Annotated in this window: 21 protein-coding genes and 1 tRNA gene; 9 read left to right on the top strand and 13 right to left on the bottom strand. The window is 51.4% G+C overall.

The features are described from left to right. Positions 1–12: 12 nt before the first annotated feature. The 4 genes from DWW73_RS10375 to DWW73_RS06930 all read right to left on the bottom strand — a co-directional run bounded on the left by DWW73_RS10375 (position 13) and on the right by DWW73_RS06930 (position 3,642). Positions 13–237: a transposase gene (locus tag DWW73_RS10375; RefSeq protein ID WP_255413124.1), complete on the bottom strand. Its 225-nt coding sequence runs from the start codon at positions 235–237 to the stop codon at positions 13–15. A gap of 190 nt (positions 238–427) precedes the next feature. Beyond that, positions 428–1,561: a glycosyltransferase gene (locus tag DWW73_RS06940; protein WP_117779128.1), complete on the bottom strand. Its 1,134-nt coding sequence runs from the start codon at positions 1,559–1,561 to the stop codon at positions 428–430. A gap of 6 nt (positions 1,562–1,567) precedes the next feature. Beyond that, positions 1,568–2,827, bottom strand: a complete 1,260-nt coding sequence (locus tag DWW73_RS06935) for a lipopolysaccharide biosynthesis protein (protein WP_117779127.1) — start codon at positions 2,825–2,827, stop codon at positions 1,568–1,570. A gap of 2 nt (positions 2,828–2,829) precedes the next feature. Next, entirely contained in the window at positions 2,830–3,642 is an 813-nt protein-coding gene (locus DWW73_RS06930; RefSeq protein WP_117779126.1) for a phosphorylcholine transferase LicD, read from the bottom strand. A gap of 61 nt (positions 3,643–3,703) precedes the next feature. Here DWW73_RS06930 and DWW73_RS06925 point away from each other — a divergent pair, with 61 nt between their 5' ends. From DWW73_RS06925 to DWW73_RS06905, 5 genes are all read left to right on the top strand, one after another. Next, entirely contained in the window at positions 3,704–4,921 is a 1,218-nt protein-coding gene (locus DWW73_RS06925; RefSeq protein WP_147343547.1) for a glycosyltransferase family 4 protein, read from the top strand. Between the two features lie 9 nt (positions 4,922–4,930). After that, positions 4,931–5,965 carry a dTDP-glucose 4,6-dehydratase gene (gene rfbB, locus DWW73_RS06920; protein ID WP_117779124.1) on the top strand — a complete coding sequence of 345 codons (1,035 nt, stop codon included), beginning with the start codon at positions 4,931–4,933 and terminating at the stop codon, positions 5,963–5,965. A 295-nt stretch (positions 5,966–6,260) separates the two neighbouring features. Then, complete coding sequence (locus DWW73_RS06915) at positions 6,261–6,953, top strand: glycosyltransferase family 2 protein (protein WP_233509149.1); 693 nt, start codon at positions 6,261–6,263, stop codon at positions 6,951–6,953. A 4-nt stretch (positions 6,954–6,957) separates the two neighbouring features. Continuing rightward, the gene (locus DWW73_RS06910; protein WP_117779122.1) at positions 6,958–7,290 is read left to right on the top strand and encodes a DUF2304 domain-containing protein; all 333 of its coding nucleotides are present in this window, start codon (positions 6,958–6,960) and stop codon (positions 7,288–7,290) included. 209 nt (positions 7,291–7,499) lie between these two features. Further along, entirely contained in the window at positions 7,500–9,542 is a 2,043-nt protein-coding gene (locus DWW73_RS06905) for a DUF6541 family protein (RefSeq protein WP_117779121.1), read from the top strand. 33 nt (positions 9,543–9,575) lie between these two features. On the opposite strand, the gene DWW73_RS06900 is transcribed toward DWW73_RS06905, so the two are convergent. Next, complete coding sequence (locus DWW73_RS06900) at positions 9,576–10,613, bottom strand: acyltransferase family protein (protein ID WP_158563797.1); 1,038 nt, start codon at positions 10,611–10,613, stop codon at positions 9,576–9,578. A 216-nt stretch (positions 10,614–10,829) separates the two neighbouring features. Between DWW73_RS06900 and DWW73_RS06895 the strand changes: the two genes are divergently transcribed. The 4 genes from DWW73_RS06895 to DWW73_RS06880 all read left to right on the top strand — a co-directional run bounded on the left by DWW73_RS06895 (position 10,830) and on the right by DWW73_RS06880 (position 14,175). Next, a complete protein-coding gene (locus DWW73_RS06895; RefSeq protein ID WP_158563796.1) occupies positions 10,830–12,005 on the top strand; it encodes a glycosyltransferase in 1,176 nt (391 codons plus the stop codon). 415 nt (positions 12,006–12,420) lie between these two features. Beyond that, a complete protein-coding gene (locus tag DWW73_RS06890) occupies positions 12,421–13,266 on the top strand; it encodes an ABC transporter permease (protein ID WP_233509148.1) in 846 nt (281 codons plus the stop codon). 11 nt (positions 13,267–13,277) lie between these two features. Further along, a complete protein-coding gene (locus tag DWW73_RS06885; RefSeq protein ID WP_117779117.1) occupies positions 13,278–14,045 on the top strand; it encodes an ABC transporter ATP-binding protein in 768 nt (255 codons plus the stop codon). A gap of 53 nt (positions 14,046–14,098) precedes the next feature. Further along, a tRNA-Arg gene (locus tag DWW73_RS06880) sits at positions 14,099–14,175 on the top strand. A gap of 127 nt (positions 14,176–14,302) precedes the next feature. Here the strand turns inward: DWW73_RS06880 and DWW73_RS06875 are convergent. The 8 genes from DWW73_RS06875 to aroC form a co-directional block, all read right to left on the bottom strand. Next, the gene (locus DWW73_RS06875) at positions 14,303–15,244 is read right to left on the bottom strand and encodes a glycosyltransferase family 2 protein (RefSeq protein WP_117779116.1); all 942 of its coding nucleotides are present in this window, start codon (positions 15,242–15,244) and stop codon (positions 14,303–14,305) included. A gap of 265 nt (positions 15,245–15,509) precedes the next feature. Continuing rightward, positions 15,510–16,634 (bottom strand): UDP-galactopyranose mutase, encoded by a 1,125-nt coding sequence (glf, locus tag DWW73_RS06870; RefSeq protein WP_117779115.1) that lies wholly within the window; start codon positions 16,632–16,634, stop codon positions 15,510–15,512. 164 nt (positions 16,635–16,798) lie between these two features. Beyond that, entirely contained in the window at positions 16,799–17,800 is a 1,002-nt protein-coding gene (locus DWW73_RS06865) for a translation initiation factor 2 (RefSeq protein WP_117779114.1), read from the bottom strand. After that, positions 17,800–18,249, bottom strand: a complete 450-nt coding sequence (locus DWW73_RS06860) for a DUF4869 domain-containing protein (RefSeq protein WP_117779113.1) — start codon at positions 18,247–18,249, stop codon at positions 17,800–17,802. The genes DWW73_RS06865 and DWW73_RS06860 overlap by 1 nt, the downstream gene beginning before the upstream one ends. Positions 18,250–18,379: 130 nt before the next feature. Beyond that, positions 18,380–18,817 (bottom strand): type II 3-dehydroquinate dehydratase, encoded by a 438-nt coding sequence (aroQ, locus tag DWW73_RS06855; RefSeq protein ID WP_117779112.1) that lies wholly within the window; start codon positions 18,815–18,817, stop codon positions 18,380–18,382. An 85-nt stretch (positions 18,818–18,902) separates the two neighbouring features. Beyond that, entirely contained in the window at positions 18,903–20,153 is a 1,251-nt protein-coding gene (locus DWW73_RS06850; RefSeq protein WP_117779111.1) for a shikimate kinase, read from the bottom strand. Further along, a complete protein-coding gene (pheA, locus tag DWW73_RS06845; protein ID WP_117779110.1) occupies positions 20,154–21,299 on the bottom strand; it encodes a prephenate dehydratase in 1,146 nt (381 codons plus the stop codon). It lies immediately after the preceding gene. Positions 21,300–21,342: 43 nt separating this feature from the next. Then, positions 21,343–22,440, bottom strand: a complete 1,098-nt coding sequence (aroC, locus tag DWW73_RS06840; RefSeq protein WP_117779109.1) for a chorismate synthase — start codon at positions 22,438–22,440, stop codon at positions 21,343–21,345.

Here is a 22,440-nt window from a genome sequence, read left to right as displayed (position 1 = left end):
GGCCGTGTTCCGCTATGCGGTTGTCAATTTGCGAAAGAAATTATGCGTCACCCTCCTGGAAGACCTCGCCTTCCTGCAGGCGCCGAGCACCTGCCTCCAGCCGGACTCGTCGCAGCCTATCGCCGTGACCACCGCGGTTGAAGCCATGCGGCTCCCGCGGCGGCACTTGACGTAGGTCGCGTCGAGCCAGATGTGGGGATGTAGTTTCGTCGTCTGTGTAGGAATGCCGTTCCACATCGTGTTCTGGAACGGCATGGGCGAGTCTAACATCTGGTGGCGCCGCGACGCCGGATGTTAGGATTAAAAAGTACCGAGGTCCATGTCGAGCCCGGTGGTCAAGCACGATATCGGCCGTGATGTTTCGCGATATTCAGCAATGCTCAAACGTGCAAATGCCCATCTTGAATTCAAATGAAAATTTCCAAGTCTAAAAGACAAAATGATTGAGATAAAAATTGGAAAGCCAATCGGCGGTGTCTTTTATGTCGAATCCTGCAGCCTGAGTATCGAAATAGGCTTTAGATCTTGTTGTGGCATCAGATTCGCCAAGAGCCCTAATGGCCTCAGTTGCCCATGTGGCGGTACCGCAAGATAGATCGAGGAACCTAGTCTGTTTACGAACTTTCACCATTTCAGATACTCCTGTTGATACGATACAAGGTAAACCGGAGCACTGTGCTTCCACGACAGCAAGTGGCAGGCCTTCGGAAATAGAGGGGAATATAAATACATCTATTGCACTCAGAATCTTTGAAACGTCATTTCTCACTCCAAGAAACCTCACTGAGTGTGCTATTCCAAGTTCCTCGACTTTCATTTTCAGGTGTTTTTCTAGTTCCCCTCGACCGCATATAAGGAGAATTGCGTTTGGCAATTTATCCGCAATGATTTTAAAAGACTCTAATAAGAAACGATGATTTTTAACCTCAGTTAATCTGCCCACGTGACCAAAGACTGGTGAGTCTGGACTGATACCTAGTTCAGCTCTGATATTGGAGCGAGATATTGGGTCAAAGCGTCCTTTTTGAATATCTATTCCGTTATTTATGATTTTAAAGTCTGCTCCTTGCGTGATTTTAGCGCCAAAACGATCGATGCCAGCTTGTTCGGAACATGCCATGAAGTAATTGGCTACAAATCGGACTGGGGTAGAGCAAGCTCTAAACGCAATCTCTGCGGGTGTTATCGGAAACTTCATTCGATGACTATGGGCAATCGTGTAAGCGCCATTGTGTTTGGCGATATTGAGGTAGATTGCGGCGGGCAGCCCTATATGTCCATGAACAATGCTGTAGTGATGATTTGAAAAAAACTCTCTACATTTCGCTTTGTAGTGAAAATAATTGAATATTTTGTATCTAGGAATGTAGTAAATCTTGCCGCCAAGTTCCTTGATTTCTGAGTCGAAATCGCATTCCCGTTTTTCGTTGACTAGAAAGTCGAATTGAATTCTACTTCTATCGATATTGCGGTAAAGGTTCATGACCAGCGTTTCGGCTCCGCCACGGTCCATTGCACCTATAACTTGTAATACTCGGATTGGTTCTGCGGTTGACTTCATTGGAATCTATTCCTTTATAGTTTCGTTTGGGATTTCTTGGGTTGTTTCGTTTCTTTTTAGCGCGTAGAACAAGTAACAAACGCCTAAACCACATGAAACTGCTCCTGCGATGCTTACTCCATTCATGCCCCAGTTGTTTATGCAAAATACTGATAAGGGGATAACGGAAATGAAGGCAATCAGATTACCAATAAGGTTGGCCTTGAAATCTCTAATAGTAATGAGAAGATCGCTGAAAAACCAAAGAAATGCTGTCATTATTGTTGAAATAAGAACAGGCTGTAGTAAGTAAACGTATGGTTCGATGGTATTTCCAAATACCAGCATGAGTAGCGGTTTGCCTAAGAACAATAGGGCAATGCAACACAGTGCGGCTACGGTTAAGATGGAAATTACTGTTCGAACAAGAAGATTGTCGAAAGCCTTGCGACCCTCATTGAAGTATTTCTTTGGAAAAATATCCAATAGCGGTACGTATAGGTACTGTGCTCCCATTTGGACGATGAGGGCGGGGGCTGCAATTGAGGAATAGATTCCCAAAGCTGCATCGCCGGAGACGCTTAGCAAGTATTGCTTGGGAATCGTAAATAGCGCGCTCGCAGCCACTGATGCAATGACGGCAGGCAGAGAGGTTTTAAGGAGATTTAGTGCCTTAACTATTCCAATACGCGCGCGAAAATCTTGAAATTGAGATGTTTTTTTGCGATCGAAAAACAGGAGAACGAGTGTTACGCCTAGGGTCATTCCGATTATTGCCAGGTTTAGATTTTGAGTGGCAATAAATACAACTATAAAAGCTCCAATGGAAAAAGCGCCCTGCAGGATAAAAGACTTGCCAATGTAGTCCATACGACGATTGAGCTGATTTTCTCCGTGCAAGATATCAATTATTAGGCCAACAGCTTTATAAATGTAGTAAATAATAACCGTCGCTATTGAGTAGGCGGGGCATGTTATGACTGCATAGATCAGGCATGCAATGAAGGCCAGGGCTAGAGTGAACACCCTGAACCCCATATATTCGGAAAAAGAATACTGTCGATTAATATCGGAGACTTGATATGTGCCAATTTTATAGTTTGCAAAAGTTCCGAACGTATTTACGACGGACGTCGCTAGTGAAAAAAGCCCTGCAGCATCAAAGCTCGTTGACAGTCTTACTACAAGAACCGTAATAAGCCACTGGCAGCCAAGGTAGAACATCGACCCCAAGGAGTTCCAAAGCATATTTTTCTTTAGAGATAGTGGTTGGACAGTGTCGGTCACATCTACTCCTCGTCTTTTAGAAAAGCATTGGGAAAATGGACGGCTCGCTTATCCTCAGGCGGCACCTGCTTCCAGTTGCCGTATACCGTCGCAAGGTAGTCGTCAGGGTTTGCGGGGCATGGAAATGCTCTGCCTTCAAATGTTCCTGGTTTTGCGGGGAATATAGAGCTGCGTTTATAAATAATTCCTCCTCCGATGCAGTCAATGAGATAGGGTGACATTTCGGAGTTATGGGTTGAAAAGTCCCGTGCAATGGCATCGAGCTTTTCGTTCATTTTTTTAACGTTAAGATGCTTTGCAAAGGGGCAGACGAGTTTTTTAATCAGCACGATCATTCGCGTTGAGCCCGTATTGGTGTCGGCAACGGCGAAATTGCGCCATAAGTTATAAAAGCTATTCAGTTTAAGCGTCTTCTTCAGTTTTTTATCGTTTATTGAGTCCAGTGGTTCAAGAGGAAAAATGTCAATCCAGAGTCCAATGGAACGGCTAGGGCCAACAAATGTTTCGTATGCTGTCGTTTTTTTATCGACAAGCTTAGCAAACTGATAGATAGATGAATCGTCTCTATATGAAACAAGATCACAGCTTGATTTTAGTCCTTCAGAAAACAGATCAAAGAGGCGCTCGTAATCTTTTCTAGGCATGTGTACATCGATATCATCATCCCAAGGAATAAAGCCATTGTGCCGTTCGGCTCCAAGGGCAGTGCCGTATGCTAAACAATAAGTGAGGCCGTTGTCTTTACAAATGCGGTCGAATTCGATCAATATTTCGTATTCAATTTGTTTAATCTGGTCTGCAGCTAGGCGTTTCATGGGGCTCCTTAAATAATCAATTATTTATCGAATGTATTATAGTTTGTAATTTAAGAAGAACTTGAATACGCTGAGTCTTTCAACCTTGTCCACAGTTTTTAATCGCTTGAGATTTGATTGGTTTTGCATGGCCGGTAGCTTTGTTTTATTTTCTGCGCTGTATCCACCTCATATGGGTGGCATTGAAAACTTCACCTACGGTTTGGCACACGCACTGGTTGATCGTGGCGATGGGGTGCTGGTGGTTACGAACGATACAAATGGTTTAGGTGCCGGTATTACAGATGAAGATGGAGTGTGGGTTCTTCGCCTGCCCTGTTTTCCCTTTTTTTCGGGACGCTTTCCCGTTCCTAAGTTAAATGCTTTATCACGTAAATTGTGGAAGCATATTGAGCGCCAGCACTTCGATGGCGTTCTTGTAAATGCTCGTTTCTATATTCACTCGCTTTACGGCATTAGGTTTGCAAAGAGCATAGGGATAACGCCTGTTGTCCTTGATCATGGTTCGGCTTATCTTTCATTCAGTAATCCAGTGATAGATCCCTTGGTCCGTACATATGAGCGCCTAATAACGGCCTTGGGCAAGCGGTTCCATCCAGACTATTATGGCGTTTCGAGCAAGAGTGTTGAGTGGCTTAGGTCTTTTGGTATTGCAGCAAAGGGAGTTATCCCCAACTCAATCGATGCTAAGTCATTCAGAGAGATGTCGTCGGGACGAGACTTTCGTAATGAGCTTGGTGTAGGCGCTGAGTCCTTCTTGGTCTGTTTTGTAGGGCGGCTAATTCCTGAAAAAGGCATCAAGGCCATTCTTGAGGCTTCGAGAAGCCATAGGCTTGTCGAAGCTGGCGTCGTCTTTGTTTTGGCGGGTGATGGTGCATTATCAAAAGAAGTTGATGATGCTCAAGGTGAATCGCTTAGATGGGTTGGACGCCTTTCATCTTCCGACATCTCCTCACTCCTTCAGCAGTCCGATCTGCTGTGTCTCCCTACACGGTCGGAGGGCTTTGCTACAACTTTGCTAGAGGCTTCTTCGTGCGGGTGTCCTTCTGTTGTTACGGATGTGGGCGGGGCGCGAGAGCTTTTTCCAAACGAGCATTTCGGAACAATTATTAGCTCTATGGATTCCGATAATGTTGAGCAGGCCATCTATTCGCTTGTCAAAAACCCTGATAAGTTGGCTGAGCAGTCTCGTTTATGTCGACGCATGGTTGAAAATGAGAGTTCATGGGATAAGACGGCGTCTTTGGTTGAAAAAGTGCTTTCTGGAACTAATGGGTAAAACGATCGCATGTCACCATTGCTTCTCAAGAACATCATCGTCACGGGCGGCTGCGGCTTCATCGGCAGCAACTTTGTGCACTACGTCGTGAACAACCACCCGGGCGTCCACGTCACCGTCCTGGACAAGCTGACCTACGCCGGCAACCCCGAGAACATCGCGGGGCTGCCGTCGGACCGCGTGGAGCTCGTCGTGGGCGACATCTGCGACGCCGCTCTGCTCGATGAGTTGGTGCCGGGCCACGACGCGATCGTCCACTACGCCGCGGAATCCCACAACGACAACTCCATCGCCGATCCGGAGCCGTTCCTGCGCACCAACGTCGAGGGCACCTTCCGCCTGCTGGAGGCCGTCCGCAAGCACGGCATCCGCTACCACCATGTCTCCACCGACGAGGTCTACGGCGACCTGGCGCTCGACGACCCGGCCAAGTTCACCGAGGAGACGCCCTACAGGCCCTCCTCGCCGTATTCGAGCACCAAGGCCAGCTCCGACATGCTGGTCCGCGCCTGGACGCGCACCTACGGCCTGCGCGCCACGATCTCCAACTGCTCCAACAACTACGGCCCCTACCAGCACGTGGAGAAGTTCATCCCACGCCAGATCACGAACATCATCGACGGCGTGCGCCCCAAGCTCTACGGCAAGGGCGAGAACGTCCGCGACTGGATCCACACCGAGGACCACTCATCGGCCGTCTGGGACATCCTCACCAAGGGCCGCATGGGGGAGACCTACCTCATCGGAGCGGACGGCGAGAAGAACAACATCACCGTCCTGCGCATGATCCTGGAGGCGATGGGGCGCGACCCCGAGGACTTCGACTGGGTCGCCGACCGCCCCGGCCACGACCGCCGCTACGCCATCGACTCCACCAAGCTCCAGCGCGAGCTGGGCTGGAGGCCGGCCCACACCGACTTCGCCGAGGGGCTCAAGGCCACCATCGACTGGTACGTCGCCAACGAGTCATGGTGGCGCCCGTCCAAGGAGGCCACCGAGGTCCGCTACCGAAGGCTATTCCATTCATTCTTTGTGTCAGACTAAGACTAGGGGGGGCTTGTTAGAGCTTTTACTCTAGCGTGCATCTGATTTTTACTGGCCGGATGCCGCGAGCGAGCTGTCACACTTGTAATTCTTGTCGACAACGGCTTGGCTGTATTTTGAGTTTTACTAAAGTATCTATGGTATCGGAAGACTGATATGGATGCTGTTAGGAGTGCAAACAGCCGTAAATTTGCTATCGTACTATGAGTTATCATCTATCTTGTTTATCGAATGTATAAAGAATCACTAGATGATGCCGTAAAGCATCATGTTGATATTAAAGGACGGTTCGTACGTGACGAATTTGCCAAAAGTTCTTGTTGCGATTCCTGCTTATAACGAGGAGGAATGCATAGAGGGCACTATTCTTGAACTAAAGAGAGTGGCCCCGGAGTTTGACTTCGTCGTCATTAACGACGGCTCTCGAGATTGCACTCTCGAGCTTTGTACGAATTTGGGATGCAATGTTATTAACATGCTAATTAACTGCGGCTTGACGGTTGGATTTCAAACGGCAGCTTGTTATGCGCTGGAGAATGATTACGACTACATGGTTCAATTCGATGCGGATGGACAACATCGGCCTGAGTTTATTTCGGAGCTTGTTTCGAAAGCTCAATTTGACAACGCTGACATAGTAATTGGTTCTCGTTTTTTGTCGATGCGTAAAGATATGTCAATGCGCATGTTTGGTTCGAGAATGATTACTTTCCTTATTAAAATGTTAACTGGTAAAAGGATTAGTGATCCTACGTCTGGATTTCGACTTTTCAATCGAGACGTTTTAAAAGAATATTCCTGCAACGATACGCTCAATCCCGAACCCGAGTCCATCGCCTTCTTTATCAAGCAAGGTTATAAGGTATCGGAAATACAGGTATCCATGCGCGAGCGGCAGGGTGGAGAGAGCTATTTAAATCCAATTAGGTCGATTCAATACATGGTTCGAGTATTTGTCACGCTTCTTATTGTTCAATGGTTTAGGTGATTGCATGTCAACTTCCTTGCGCGTGTTTCTTGTTGCCTGCGCTGTGATTGTTTTTATTTTCGTTGTACACAACCTCAAAAGATGCAGAATGCAGGTTTTGGATTCTGTTTTTTGGCTTTTATTTAGCACGAGCTTCGTGGTGCTTGGCGTTTTCCCGGAAATCGCCTCATTTTTTTCAAACTTGTTGGGATTTATGTCTGAATCAAATCTTGTCTTTCTATATGTTGTAGCAGTCCTAGTGGTTCGTGATTTCAGAATTTCGTTACGACTGTCAAAGCAGGAAGAGCGCCTTAATTCGTTAGTTCAGGCTGCGGCGCTTGATGCAAAGAGGAAATGAAGCAGTTTGGTTTATTCGATACTATATTGAGTATCTTAAAGTGTCTTATTTTTTGCCAAGACTCTCTTAGTGTCTTGGCATCTCATTCATCCTTTTTGCTTCTCTTTATGGCTGTTTTGCTTTGTGTAGCATATGATCTCTCGGGCGTTGTCCATTTGAAATAGAATTAGTTTACAAATTGTTTATTCACTTCGTTCGTGAGGTATTTCATGAGTTGGTCGATGTTATTCGGCGAGGCTTTTGTTGTCGCCGTTGTTTTGATTTTGCCAGGCATGTTGGCTTCTCGGGCATTTGGTGTTCCCTTTAAACAATCTCTTTCCTTTGGTCCTGCAGTCACTGTCTTCTTTTTGGTCTTTATGGGCATCGCTCTCAGGTTTATTGGTGTTGCCGAGGGCTATTCTGCTTTATTGATTTCGTTGTTCCTTTTTACTGCGGTCAGTGGCGTGGCGTGCTTTTTTCGATTTCACGGACGAAGCGCTTTTTTTGACACCGATATCGTTTCTCTACTGCCATACCTGTGTACCCTTGCCTTGTCCGTTCCTGTGACGGTTTATCTTTTTGTTCGCGGTATTGGCTTGCCAGATAACTTTCTTCAGGTATATGACAATTCGTTTCATTTGAGTGTAATTCAGAGCATGAAGCACGCCTCTAGTTATTCGATTCTATCTATTGGATCCTATCTCGAGGCTGGTTCCAAAGTGTTCAGCCCTAATGCAAGTGCTGGTTTTTATCCCGCCGCTTGGCATATTGTTGCCGCTTTGGTTGCGCGTGCTTTTGATATTTCTGTCATGGCGTCAATTAATCTCACTAACTTTGTGTTCGTTGCTTTCGTATTGCCTTTAGGTGTCCAGTCTTTAATTGCAGTTCTTACCAAGGGCGATGTGCAAAAGGGCATTTGCGCCGCGGTTGTTACGCTTGCTGCGATTGCTTTTCCTTGGACTCTGCTTTATTGGGGCCCCGTTTACCCTAATTTCGCAGCGTTCTGTACTATTCCTGCTGTTGCCTCCGTTTTTATTTGGTTTATGCAGGGCTTTGATGAGCGTCGTTCTGTTTGTTTGACTGATCGTCCCGTCTTGGTTGCCATGCTCTTTGGTTTGGCGTCTCTCGTGTCCTTGCAGCCGAATGCGTTATTCACGCTCGGTATTCTTTTAGTGCCTTCGATTGTTCTTTGCTTGGGGGGCCTATTTGAACGCCAGCTGCTTCGCATCCAATCGATCTCGGTTAAGTTTGCCTATTATGCGTCACGCGGCATTGTGCTTTTGGCTGTTGCTGTCATCTGGTTTTTAATGACGAAAGCAAGTTTTTTGCAGGGAGTCATCAACTTTCACTGGCCTTCATTCACTTACATCTTTGATGCTTTATGGAGGGCATTCTCGTTCTCCTTTAACGAAAGTACGCCATGTATTCTTCTTGCGTGCCTGGTCGTTCTTGGTAGCTTTTGCGCGCTGGGCAACAGGTCCTACCGAGGCTATTTCTTTGTATACCTTTTTTCGATAATGCTGTTTGTTGTCGATGCTACTCAGGAAGGCTTTATCAGACATTTTCTTACGGGATTTTGGTATACGGATCAATATCGTGTAGCTGCGATGACCGCGCTGTTTAGCATTCCGCTTTCGACGCTTGGTCTCGACTTTATCTTGAGAAAAGTTCAGAGCGCATTTTCCGTTTCTGTTGGGATGGACCGTTCTGCCAGGTATCTCCCCCAGGCGCTCTGCATCGTCCTGATTGTCTGCGGCTTGTTTTGGCCCGAAAGTGTCAACCCGTCTATTAACAACTATTCCCCGGTCGGATTTACTAAAAGCGTGCTTAATTACATGTATAGCATCTATGATGTCGATAATAATCTGACGTCCGATGAGTTGGCGTTTCTTGGCGAGGTCAAGCAAATGGCCGGTGATGAGCTGATTATCAACAATCCCTTTGACGGCAGTGTCTACGGATATGCCGCAAACGACCTTAATCTTATGTATCGAAAGTTCAGCTCCTTTGGCAAGGGCGAGACGGCGGTCAGCAAGCAAATCCGCCATGGACTCGACCGCATTTCTTATGATTCGCTGATTGCGCGCGACGTTAAACAGTCTGGTGCTAAGTATCTTCTTGTTCTGGATTATGGCGAGAACGGTCGTGAGGGCGTAGATATGCCGGGCTATCACAAGTCTGGCTGGACGGGCATTGATTCGGTTAATGATTCCACCCCCGGCTTCTCACTTGTTTTAAGCGAGAAAGATATGCGCCTCTACTCAATTGAATAGAGGCGCTGTCCTCAATGCGGGGGTATTTAGGTTTTATCGTCCCGCTTGACTCTTTTGTCTTGATTGGAAATACCATTTTGAAATCGGGCGTGGAAGCATGTATAGGATGCTCGTGAGTAGTGCAATGATAGCGAAACGGACAATCAGATATCCGATCCACGGCGTTAGTGGAAGGCTCTCGACGATTCCAGAAACGTATTGATAAGGAAACACATTCAACTCAATAAGGTGCATGCAGAAGAGCGGGAGTGTGTACTTTCCGATCCAGGCAATGGGTTTCGTGACGCTTGGAATATGCTTGCAAGCCGTTTGACATAGCTTGAGTATTACCAATGAGCCAAAAATGCCTCCGATGACATCCTGTGTCCCGTTAACGTAGGTGTTTGTTACCATGTAGAGCTTTCCAAAGCGTAGGGCTGAGTAGCCCCAGATTCCCGCCATGAATAACCAGCAGATGGGCTCAATCGAGTTCTCTTCAAGTAGGCCATGCTTTTTAATAATCTGTCCAATGTACAAAAAGAGCGTTGCGCTCAAGGCCTGAAGGATACTCCAGGGAAGCCAAATGATTTGGGCCAAAACGTTGCCGCAGAAGAAGAGACCCAGAACTAAAATTGCGGGATGGCGAAATTGGTTTACGACTGCCAGGAGCATTTTGCCAAAGAACAGCGCGAAGAGATACCAAAGGGCACCAATGGCGGATACGAATGCCGGGGTTGCGGGTGTGATTCCTCCACAGCCGTAGAGGCTTGCCATAAACCAGTGGCTTGCTATTTCTGCCGGGTTAGTCTTCCCCGTTAAGATTGCCCCTAAGAATGAGCATCCAATAACGCCTATACAAGTAATCAGATAAGGCATCAGAAGCGATTTGGCATTCTTTCTAACGTAGTCGGGTGTGAGTTTAGCCTCGGGCTTGCTGAAGAATCCACTGACAATAAAGAACAGGGGCATATCAAATGAGTAGAAAACGGAGGCAAGCCGGTCTGGTGTCCCCAGATATGTTGAGTGGCCAATGATGACTCCGGCAAGCGCTATTGCTTTTGCGACATCAAATTCGGGATACCTCTTTTTCACTGAATGCTCCTTATCAGGTGTTGAAATTGTTGGAAAGGCCTTGTGTGGCCAGAAATGTGGACGTTTCGATAGGTCTTTAACGACTAGTACTGAGTTTAGCTTACGGTTTAATTGTTTGCTTTCGTCGACGTTGAGTATTCGGTCTCAAGCGGGGCCATTTGATATAATTTTCTTATCTATGAGTTTTCATGAGTGTCGGCTTGTATTGGAGTCATTGTGTCGCAAAACCAACCGCTTGTTTCGGTTCTTGTTCCCATTTGCAACGTCGAGAAATATCTCGATGAGTGTCTTAGTTCTCTGCAGAAACAGACTCTCAAGGATATTGAAATAATCTGCATTAATGATGGCTCTACGGATTCTTCGTTAGACATTATTAATAAATTCGCTTCTGAAGACCCCCGTTTCGTTGTTATCGATAAGCCAAATTCCGGCTATGGCGACTCCATGAATCGTGGTTTGGAGACTGCGAAGGGCAAGTATATCTCCATCCTTGAGTCCGATGATTTCCTAGATGCCGATGCCCTTGAGTATATGGCTGCTGAAGCCGAATCTCGTCAGGTTGAGGTCTTTAAATGTAACTTCTGGTTGTACTGGTCCAAATCTGACGCATCTCATGGGTACCGCAATGATTTCCTTTTTAATCTTGCCAGTCCTGAGATGATTGCCCTGGGAACGCATTGTCCGTTGAATTATCCTGAGATTTTTTGGGCCAAAGCATCGATTTGGTCGGCGCTGTATCTCAAATCATTCCTTGATGTAAATGAGATTCGATTTAATACTACCCCTGGCGCGTCTTATCAGGATTTGGGTTTTACCTTCAAGGTATTTTCGTGCGCGTGTCGTGTTGCCTATTCAGGACGTGCGTTCCTACATTATCGCCAAGATAATGAGAAGTCTTCTGTTAATTCTCCGGGCAAGGTTTATTGCGTATGCGACGAGCATGATGAGATTTCGCGTTTTATTGATGAGAAACGCCCCGATTTAAAGGCAGCGCTTGGACCTGTTCGCGCACATGCAAAGTTCCTCAATTACCGCTGGAATTACGATCGTCTTGGCGATGAGCTCAAGCCTGAGTTCCTTGAACGTTTTTCAACTGAAATGCGTCGGGAAATCGAATCGGGTTTCATTGATCGTCGTTATTTTGACGGCTCCATTTATCGTGATCCCACCAGTGAAGGCTTTCTGTATTTTGAGCCGTGGGAGATTGTTGAGATTGATTGGCTTGCCAACGATCCCGCTTACTACGCTGCACATCGTGCCTGTGAGTATAGTTCGGGTAAACTGGAGACACTCAAGACATATTGGAATGCCGGTGGCTTACGTTATGTCTGCCGCGCGTTCTTCGGGAAAAAAATAACTGTGAACACTACTGAACGTCATTATATTTCATAGTATTTAGAGCCCCTGTGATGGACATATCTTTACAGGGGCTTATTGATTTATTGCGTTTGTAATTAATGCCATATGCGGTGGCGAGTGCTCATCATCGTGCAGAATGGATAAATTGCCTTACAAAGCGTTGTTGTTTGAGTTTTGTCTGGCACCCTTGGCTCCAGGGAGCTCGCGGTGGAATTCGTCTATGGCCTTACCTATGGGGACGGCCTCGTTATGGCAGGGAATGATGACCGCCGTGTTTGTACAGTCCAAGATGAATGGCTCATAATTTATTACGAGTTGTTAGTATGCCTGTCACCAGATGCTTGTATTTGCTATGGGCTACTTTTCCAGATTTGCATCGGTGGTTTAGTTATCGTGTTTGAAGGCTATACTTTCCTTTGTTATGAATTACGAGACAAGGAGATGGTCCGTGACTGACAGCGTAGATAGTCAGAAAGCGGCGGCTAGGCCGGCCTCTCACGCTAAAAATGATTTTGAAAAAGATAAGTTTATTTTAAAACAACTTGTTACCAAGGATTTTAAGATCAAATATCGACGCAGCGTTTTGGGCATTGCCTGGTCTGTGCTTAATCCGCTTCTTATGATGGTCGTGATGTCCATTGTTTTTTCGACCATTTTCGGGCAGAGCCGCAATGGGTCCATTACGCCCGAGATGTATCCGCTGTACCTTATTGTCGGTAACATCACGTTCTCGGTTATGTCCGAATCGACGAACCAAGCACTAATGTCGATCATTTGGGCATCTTCACTGCTTAAGAAGGTCAAGGTTCACCGCTGGGTGTTCCCGGTGCAAAAGGTTTTGTTCTCTCTTGTTAACTTTACCTTCTCTTTGGCTGCCGTAGCTTTGGTCATGGTTTGGTTCCACGTGGTCCCTACCTGGCATTTAATATTGCTGCCAGTTTGTCTTATTTTGCTTATGTGCTTCTGCATGGGTCTTGGTTTGATGCTATCGGCGCTGGCGGTCTTTTTCCGTGATGTTATGCATCTGTGGACCGTCGTTATCACCGCGTGGATGTATCTGACGCCTATCTTCTGGACTACCGACTACATTAGTCAGATGGCTCACTGGATTCAGGTGCTGGTCGTTCTGAATCCTATGTACAACTATCTGCAGTTCATGCGCGATATTTTCCTGTTTAACACGACGCCTTCCATGCTAACGTTAGGACTTTGCGCGTTCTGGGCGGTTTTCGCTTTAGCTGTTGGTTACGCCGTGTTCCATAAGACCGAGCACAAGTTCATTCTCTATATTTAAGGAGCGCTGTTATGCCTGCGACTACGGTTGATTACAGCAAGCAGCCTCTTGCTGTTGAGGTTAAAGACGTCACCATGATCTTTAACATGGCGTCTGAGTCTTTGACGAACCTTAAGGAATACTTTATCAAGCTTGCTAAGCACGAGCTTTTCTTTGAGGAGTTCCGTGCGCTCAAGCACATCTCTTTCAATGTTCATCGCGGTGAGGTCGTCGGCCTGGTCGGTACCAACGGCTCTGGTAAATCCACGATGCTTAAGATCATCGCCGGCGTTCTTGAGCCTAGCGAGGGCGAGGTTAAAGTTCACGGCAACATTGCCCCGCTTATTGAGTTGGGCGCCGGTTTTGACCCTGAGCTTACGGCGCGCGAGAATATCTACCTTAACGGTGCGCTACTTGGTTATACCAAGGATTTCATCGACGCGAGCTTCGATGACATTATCGAGTTCGCCGAGCTTAAAGACTTTGTCGACATGCCGCTCAAGAACTTCTCTTCGGGAATGGTTGCGCGTATTGCCTTTGCTATCGCTACTATTACCGAGCCCGATATACTTATTGTTGATGAGACGCTTTCCGTTGGCGACGTGTTCTTCCAGCAAAAGTGCGAGCGCCGAATTCAGCATTTTATTGAGAGCGGTGATGTGACGGTGCTGTTCGTTTCTCACTCCATGGAGCAGGTTGAGCGTATCTGCCAACGTGCAGTTTGGATTGAGAAGGGTGATCTTCGAATGGACGGTCCAGTCGACGAAGTGTGCAAGGCGTACCGCGACCAGTTTAAGTAGGTTATAATTTATACGTTGTGTAAACACGTCCTGGTGTGATTACATGACTCTATGCTCCATTAGCTCAGTTGGATAGAGCAGGGGACTTCTAATCCCAAGGTCGACGGTTCGAATCCGCCATGGAGCACCATCGAAACAACAGGCCGGACCGTGTGCCCGGCCTTTTGCATAAAAGGTGGCAAAGAACTTGGGCGTACTGCGGCTATCGGCCCGAGATGAATCTGCGCGCCTTGTGTGACGCTTGCTCCAAAAGTGAACTAGCTCAATCGCGGTTCTCTATTTTCCTCATACACCCTCAGCTCCCACTGTTTGCGCTCTACCTTGGCTACGGAGTCCAGGATAAAGCCCGTAGCGAGTGAGAGTCCGCACAGGAACATGAACGCCGCTGCAAGTATGGCGGTGGGGAAGCGAGGCACGAGTCCAGTGGCAAAGTACTCGGTAACGATGGGGATGCCCAAGGCGAGGCCGATGGCGGCGAAGACGAGCGCGACAAGTGAGAAAAACTTAAGCGGGCGGTAGTCCTTAAATAGAGTACCAATCATGGCAATCACTCTGATGCCGTCACTTACTGTATTGAGTTTGGACTCTGATCCAGCCGGGCGGTCGCGATACTCGATGGGCACATCTTTAATACGCCAACGATGATCGACCGCGTGGATGGACAGCTCAGTCTCGATCTGGAACCCTTCGGAGAGCACGGGGAACGTCTTGATGAAAGGTTTGCTCATGGCTCGGTAGCCGGTCATGACATCGTCAAAGCTGTATCCATAAATCCACTTGATCATGCTGCGTACGAGGTTGTTGCCAAAGCCGTGAAAGGCACGCTTATTCTCCTCGGCATATGTGCCGTTCGAGAGCCGATCGCCTACTGTCATATCTGCTTCACCGGCAAGGATGGGTTCGCATAGAGCTCGCGCCGACTCCGCCGGATAGGTGTCGTCCCCATCAACCATGAGATAGCAATCTGCCTCGATATCGCGGAACATTTGACGGCAGACATTGCCCTTGCCTTGACGGGACTCGAACTTAACGGTTGCTCCATGCTCACGTGCAATTAGAGCGGTATTGTCAGTTGAGTTGTTGTCATAGACGTAGACTGTTGCCTCGGGCAGCTCACGGCGAAAATCATCCACAACCTTTGCAATGGTCAGCGATTCGTTGTAGCAGGGAATGATAACGGCAATGGTCTTTGAGTTCATGATAATCTCCAGAGTTTATTAGTTGCCGTAAGAAGTATAGTCGTTGTATTTTCGCATGGGTTTAAAAGGTTTGAAAACCAGACGGGATACATGCCTGGACCGTTTTATTGCTTATTGCCTAAACATGGGCCGTAAGACATGGGGTGAACTGCAGCTATTTTGTTCTACGCAATGGCGTCACATTGAAACCACTTCACAAATATGGCCGGTACAAAGGCTGCACCGGGCTTTTGCTCACTCGTATGTAGCGGCTTGGCTTTGGGCTCTACGCCTCCGCGGGCTCCACGCCCAGCTCGTTGCGGACGAGCTCGAAGGCCGCGGCGATGGCCTTGTCCATGTCGTAGTACTTGTAGCCGCCCAGGCGACCGGCGAAGACCACGTCGCCCTCCTGCGCCGCCAGCTCCTCGTACTGCCTGTACAGGGCCTCGTTCCTGGCGTCGTTGATGGGGTAGTAGGGCTCGTCGCCGGGCTTCCAGTCCGCCGGGTACTCGCGCGTGATGACGGTCTTGTCCTGCGTGCCGAACTCAAAGTGCTTGTGCTCGATGATGCGCGTGTAGGGGATCTCGCGCTCGGTGTAGTTGACCACGGCCACGCCCTGGTGGTCCTGCTCGTCGAGCGTCTCGGTCTCAAAGCGTAGGCTGCGGTATTCCAGCGTGCCCAGCTTAAAGTCGTAGAATGCGTCGATGGGGCCGCAGTAGATCGTCTTGGCGGCGATGTCGGGCTCGGCGGCGGCCAGCTCCTTGTACTCCACGCCGCAGCGCACCTCGACGCCCTCGAGCATGTTGGCGATCATCTTGGTGTAGCCGCCCATGGGGATGCCCTGGTAGCGGTCGTTGAAGTAGTTGTTGTCGTAGGTGAAGCGGCAGGGGAGGCGCCTGATGATGCTCGCGGGCAGGTCGCGGCAGTCGCGGCCCCATTGCTTCTCGGTGTAGCCCTTCACGAGCGTCTCGAAGATGTCGCGGCCGACGAGCGACAGCGCCTGCTCCTCGAGGCTCTGCGGCTCTCCGATGTTCTCGGCGGCCACCTGCTCGGCGATCTTTGCGCGGGCGTCTGCCGGCGTGACGACGCCCGGCCACATCTTGGCGAAGGTGTTCATGTTGAAGGGCATGTTGTACATGTTGCCGCGGAAGTTGGCGACCGGCGAGTTGACGTAGTTGTTGAACTCGGCGAAGCGGTTGACGTAGTCCCAGACGTCCTTCATGGAGGTGTGGAAGATGTGCGCGCCGTAGCGGTGGACCTGGATGCCCTCGACGTCCTCGGTGTAGACGTTGCCGGCGATGTGGTCGCGGCGGTCGATGACCAGGACCGACTTGCCGGCGCGCTTGGCGGCGTTGGCAAAGACGGCGCCAGAGAGGCCGGCACCGACGACGAGGTAATCGTACTGGGACATGGATGAACTCCTTTGTATGTAATCAAACAGTTACTTAGGATTTGGGACAAATAAACCTGATAATTCTGTTCCAAGGATTAGTGTACCAGGCGTGTTGTAGGCTTTCTTTCAGTAGCTTCAGCTCATGTGCATAGCCCCGGTTTCTAGATGATTTAAAGAATCTGCTAATTCGTCTTCAAACACTCCGGTAAGACTTTCGATATGGCATTCATTGCCTGCGGCTTTAGGTACTGCTCGTTGAGTCGTGCCTTTTTGTAAGCGTAGCGAGTGTCTGCTGAGTATTTGACCAGCACATCGGTGAAGAACCGCTCCCAGCTTAAATAATCGCGACTTTCGATATAGCTTGAGGGGTCCTCGAGGATCTTGGGAATGTCGCTGCTGGGTATGAGCTCGGAGCGCAGGAGTGTCCACTCGAACGATTCCGGGAGGAATAGGCGAACGTTCTTGTAAACGCGCTGTCCGAGCACCTTTTCGATGTAGGGACCAAACGCTGCGCCGTCTCCTATGGCAAGAACGTTTTGCTCGGGGCATTCGTGAATCGTACGTTTTAGATTCGCAACGCCGGTGGCGGTATAGCAGGGGATCCCGAGTCGGTTGCAAAGAGCGTTGTAGAATTGATAGCCAGATTTGCTATCCTCGACAACTACGGCGTCGGGTACCTCGAATCCAACATTTAGATCCTGGTAAAGCATGTTTGCCGTGTGGCTGTATATCGGTTTTGTTACCGAGTAGAAGCGTTTATCGCTCTTTCGACCATTGATTGTTTTACTCGTGGTGTTTACCAGCTTTAGGATTTCGTCGACACTGTAGGGGAGTTCGCTGGCGTCTCGGCGAGATATCAGGACAAAATAGTTGGACGACCCGTTAACGGCTTTTGCGAAGTCCTTTGAGTAGATAAATTCGTTGCCCTCATCTAAAAAGATTATTGAGTCCTCGATAATCGAAAGCTCGCGCTCCCAACGCCTGCCAGATAGCGTTTCACAGGGAACGTCACAACTGAGCGTGACGCCGCTTTCCGGTCCTCGGTCGTTGTAGTCGCGAATCATCGAGATGAGCGTCGTTTTCCCCGTGCCGCTGTTGCCGCGTATAAAGGAAATATTGCGCTTAAACGTGAGTGTGTATTTGACCTTTGCACGCTCTACGACAACGGTATGCGTTCCCTTCATTACTCATCAACATCCAAAAAGTCATTCGTGGCGCCGACAAACTCCTGCATGTTTCTGACGATGCGGCCATCGTTTTCAATGCGGATTTCAAAGCTCTTCCAGGGGAATTTCATGATGTGGTATAAGGTCACCAGCACATCCTGCTCTTTGCCGATCTTGAGTAGCCAGCGGGCACAGTTGTCTCCGCAGGTGGATGCGTTGAACACCATACTTGGGAGATTGCGCACCAGCAGCAGCGTCTTAACGCCGCCGGACAGTTCGAGTGGAGTGATTGAGCCCAGCTGCTTGCTTACGATGTTGTGGGGACCGATGAGCTGTGATCCGTCCACGCTTTTAATAATCTGTGCGGCCATAGGGTCTTCGAACCATGAGTCCAAGTATGAGTTCCTAAAATAGGTTTCGGTATCGTAGATGGAACCGGGGTAATCCCCCAGGTGAATGCTCAGCATGTGGGTCTCCAGACGTAGTGTGACTGCAACGATTATATGCCAGTAACAAAATGCCGGCAGCAGCGAGGTGCTGCTGCCGGCGCTGGAGTTTTGTTCGTGTGAATCGGTGTTAATGTATTGATCCGCGAGGCTACTTTTCGAGATGCTCCCTCAGCAGCTCCAGTGCGTGGGCGTAGCCCTGCAGGCCTTCGCCGGTGATGGTGGCGAAGCAGGCTAGGCGTGCATAGCTTACCTGGCGGAAGTCCTCGCGCGTCTCTACGGCGCTGATGTGGACCTCGACGGCAGGGATGGCGACGGCCTTGAGGGCGTCGAGGATCGCGACGCTCGTGTGCGTGTATGCCGCCGGGTTGATGACGATGCCGCCGACCTTGCCGTAGGCTTCCTGGATCTTGTCGACGATGCTGCCCTCGTGGTTGGACTGGAAGACCTCGACCTCGTCGAAGCCCTGTGCGGTGCCCGCTTCCTGGCAGATCTGCACTAAGCGGTCGTAGTTGTCACTGCCATAGATGCCCGGCTCGCGAATGCCGAGCATGTTGAGGTTGGGGCCGTTGATGACGAGTACTTTCATGGTTGCTTCCTTTGCGGTTGGGCGGGCGGAGAGGCGGAACGGAAAACCACCACAAAGGTACCTGTCCCCTTTGTGGTGGTTTTTGCTAGAGGGCTGGTGGAAGGGCGTCGAGGACGGCGGCCGCGGTGTTGGCGGCGCAGTCGCGTGAGTCGATGATGTAGTCGGCCCAGGCGCGGTAGTGTGGCATGCGCTGCTCGGCCAGCTTGTCGATACCGTCGCGGGCGGTGATGGGGCGTCCCTTGTAGGCGAGTTCGTCGAGCTTGCGGTTGAGCATCACGATCTGGCTGTTCTGGTGCAGTAGCGGGTAGTTCTCGTCGCGCGTGACCACGCCGCCGCCCGTGGAAAGCACCAGGCCGCTGCGCTTGGAGATGTCGGACAGCGCCACCGTCTCCTGCTCGCGGAAGGCCGCCTCGCCGCGCTCGACGATAAAGTCGGCGCAGGGCATGCCCAGGCGTTCCTCGAGGGCGCGGTCCAGGTCGATATGCTCGCGTCCCGTGAGCAGGGCAATCTGCTCACCAACGCGGGTCTTGCCCGAGCCCGGCATGCCGATCAGCGCGATGTTCTGTTCGCGGCGTGACAAGCGCTCCGTTACGTCCAGGATGCGCTCACGCGGGGTGACCTGGCCGGTATAGCGCTCAACGGCTTGTGCCGCCTGGGCCACGAGCATGAGCAGGCCGCCGATGCAGGGGATGTCGCGGCGCTCGGCCTCAAGCATCAGGCCCGTACGGGCAGGGTTGTAGACAATGTCGATAACGCCTTCGAGCGCATCGAGCCCTTCGAGCGTGCAGGGGGCGTCGGGGCAGTGGGGGAACATGCCGGCGGGCGTGCAGTTGACGAGCAGAGCAGCGTCGGACTGCTGCGAGATATTGTCGTAGTTGACCTCGCTCGTGCGGCCCGCGGGCACGACGGTGGCGCCCAGATCGCCGAGCACCATACTGGCCGTAGTACCCGCGCCGCCGGTGGCCCCGAGCACGAGAGCCTTCTTGCCGGCAACATCAACCCCCAGCTCCTCGACCAGGCACTGAAAACCGAAGTAGTCGGTATTATCGCCGCGCAGGCGGCCGTCGGGCAGGCGCGTGATGGTGTTGACGTTTCCCATACGCTCGGCGAGTGGACTCAGCTCGTCCAGGTATTCCATGACGGCGCGCTTGTAGGGGATGGTCACGTTGGTGCCCTCCCATTCGTCGCCTGTCATAAAGGCCTCAAGATCCTCGGGCTCGCGCTCAAATCGTACGTACTCGAGCCCCGCGAGCTCCTTGTAGATGGTCGGGGTGTAGCTGTGGCCCAGCACGCGGCCCAGCACTCCGTAGGGGCGGGTTGCGGCGACATCGGTCATCTAGAGCACCTCCGTGTAACTGCCAAAGTAGGTGAAGCTCTCGCACACGTCGTCGATGGAATCGAGCAGGTCATCGAGGGCCTTGCTGCCAAAGGGGCAGTCCAGGTCAAAGTAGAACATAAACTCAAAGTCGTGCCCGGGGATGGGGCGGCTCTCGAGCTTGATGAGGTTGATATTGAGCGCGTAGAAGCGCTCGAGTACGCGATAGAGTGCGCCCGGCTCGTTGGCCGTGGTAATCATGAGCGAGGTGCGGTTGGCGCCGGGGTAGACGCGTGGCTCGCGGCTGATGACGACAAAGCGCGTGTAGTTGTTGTCCGAGTCCTGGATGTTGGGCTCCAGTACCTCCAGGCCGTAGAGTGCGGCGCAGCTGCGCGATGCGATGGCGGCAACATCGGTGCGCTCGGAGCTGGCGACCATCTCGGCCGACATGGCCGTGTTGGGGTACTTGGTGGCCTGCAGGTCGTGCGCCTCGATAAAGCCGGCGCATTGGGCAATGGCCTGGCCGTGGCTGTAGACCTCGTGCACGTCCGCAAGCTTGGTGCCGGGCTTGACGAGCAGGTTGTGGTCGATTTTGAGGCGGAGCGAGCGCACGATGTGGAAGTCGAACTGGGCGAGCAGGTCGTAGACGGCGTTGACCGAGCCGGCGGTGGAGTTCTCGATGGGCAGCACGCCAAACTCGCAGAAGCCGTCGCGCACGGCACGCATGACGCCCTCGAAGGTCTCGAAAAACGCGATGTCGGGCACGTCGAAGAGCTTGCATGCGGCGATTTGGCTGTAAGCGCCCTCGACGCCCTGGCAGGCGACGGTGGCCGTTTGAGGGAAGGGCGTGTCGGAGGCTGCAGCCGTGGCATGGGCCTTTTGCGACACCGTGATGCCCTTGAGCTCGTTGATGTAGCGCTGCTGCGCGGCCTTGCTCATGCTCATGAGGAGACGGAACAGGGTGATGGTCTGCGCCTCGTAGCGCTCGGGCGCGCGGCTGGCGAGGTTGTTGAGCTTGGAACGCTCACGGGCGGGGTCGAAGACGGCCTTGCCCATCTCGATTTTTGACTTGGCGACCTCGGTGGCAATGTCCATGCGCTCGACAAAGCTGTTGAGGAGCGTGGTGTCGATGCCATCGATGGCCTGGCGGATGTCAGCAAGGTCCATGGAGACCCCTTTCACGTGTCGGGGGATGTTGAGGGGTTGGTAGTTAGCGCTGGGCGGCGTCTTCGAGGAGGGCGTCCCAAATGGCGAGGGCGGCGGCTGCTTCGGCTACGGGGACAGCTCGGGGGACGATGCAGGGATCGTGGCGGCCGTGGACCGAGAGCTCGGCATTTTCCATAGCGTCCATGTCCACCGTCTGCTGCTCGCGGCCAATTGAGGGCGTCGGCTTTACGGCCATGCGCCACATGACGGGAGCGCCGGTCGAAATACCGCCCAGGATGCCGCCGGCGTTATTGGATTCGACCTCGATCTCGCCGGTCTCGGCATCGATTCGATACGGATCGTTGTTCTCGCTGCCGCGCATGGCGGCCACGGCAAAGCCCATGCCGAACTCCACGCCCTTTACGGCGGGAATGCCAAACGCGATTTGCGCGATGCGGTTCTCGATGCCGTTGAACATGGGGTCGCCGATGCCTGCGGGAAGCCCGTAAATGCCGCACTCCACGATGCCGCCGATGCTGTCGAGTTCGTCGCGCGCGGCTAGGATCTCCTCGCGCATGCGGCCGGCTGCGGCGGCGTCAATGCACGGCAGATCGTTCGTAAGGATCGCCTTGCGGTCGGCCTCGCGATAGACCATATCGTCCATCGGCAGGTCGGAGATGCCGCCGATCTGCGCCACATGCGCCATCACTTTAATGCCGCGGGCCTCGAGTGCCTGCAGCGCAATGCCGCCGGCGATGCACAGGGGTGCCGTTAGGCGGCCGGAGAAATGCCCGCCGCCGGCGACATCGTGCATGTTGTGATACTTCACGCGCGCAGGGAAGTCCGCATGTCCGGGACGGGGCTTGCGGCGCAGCTCGGAGTAATCCTTGGAGCGCGTGTTGGTGTTCTCGATAATCGCGGCGATGGGCGCGCCGGTGGTATGTCCATCGACAACACCGGCGATGATGTGCGCGGCGTCAGCCTCGCGGCGCTTGGTTGCGGTCTCGTCGCGACCGGGGGCGCGACGGCCAAGGAAGGCCTGCAGCTGCTCCTGGTCCACGGCGATGCCCGCCGGGATGCCATCGAGTGAGCAGCCGATGGCGGGGGAGTGCGACTGGCCGAAGATGCTTAAGTGCAAGACGTTGCCAAAGGTCGAGGACAT

This window comes from Collinsella sp. AF16-8, from assembly GCF_003462695.1.
Lineage (GTDB): Bacteria > Actinomycetota > Coriobacteriia > Coriobacteriales > Coriobacteriaceae > Collinsella.
Note: the sequence above shows the minus strand (reverse complement) of the source record. Positions and strands in the feature narration are given on the sequence as shown.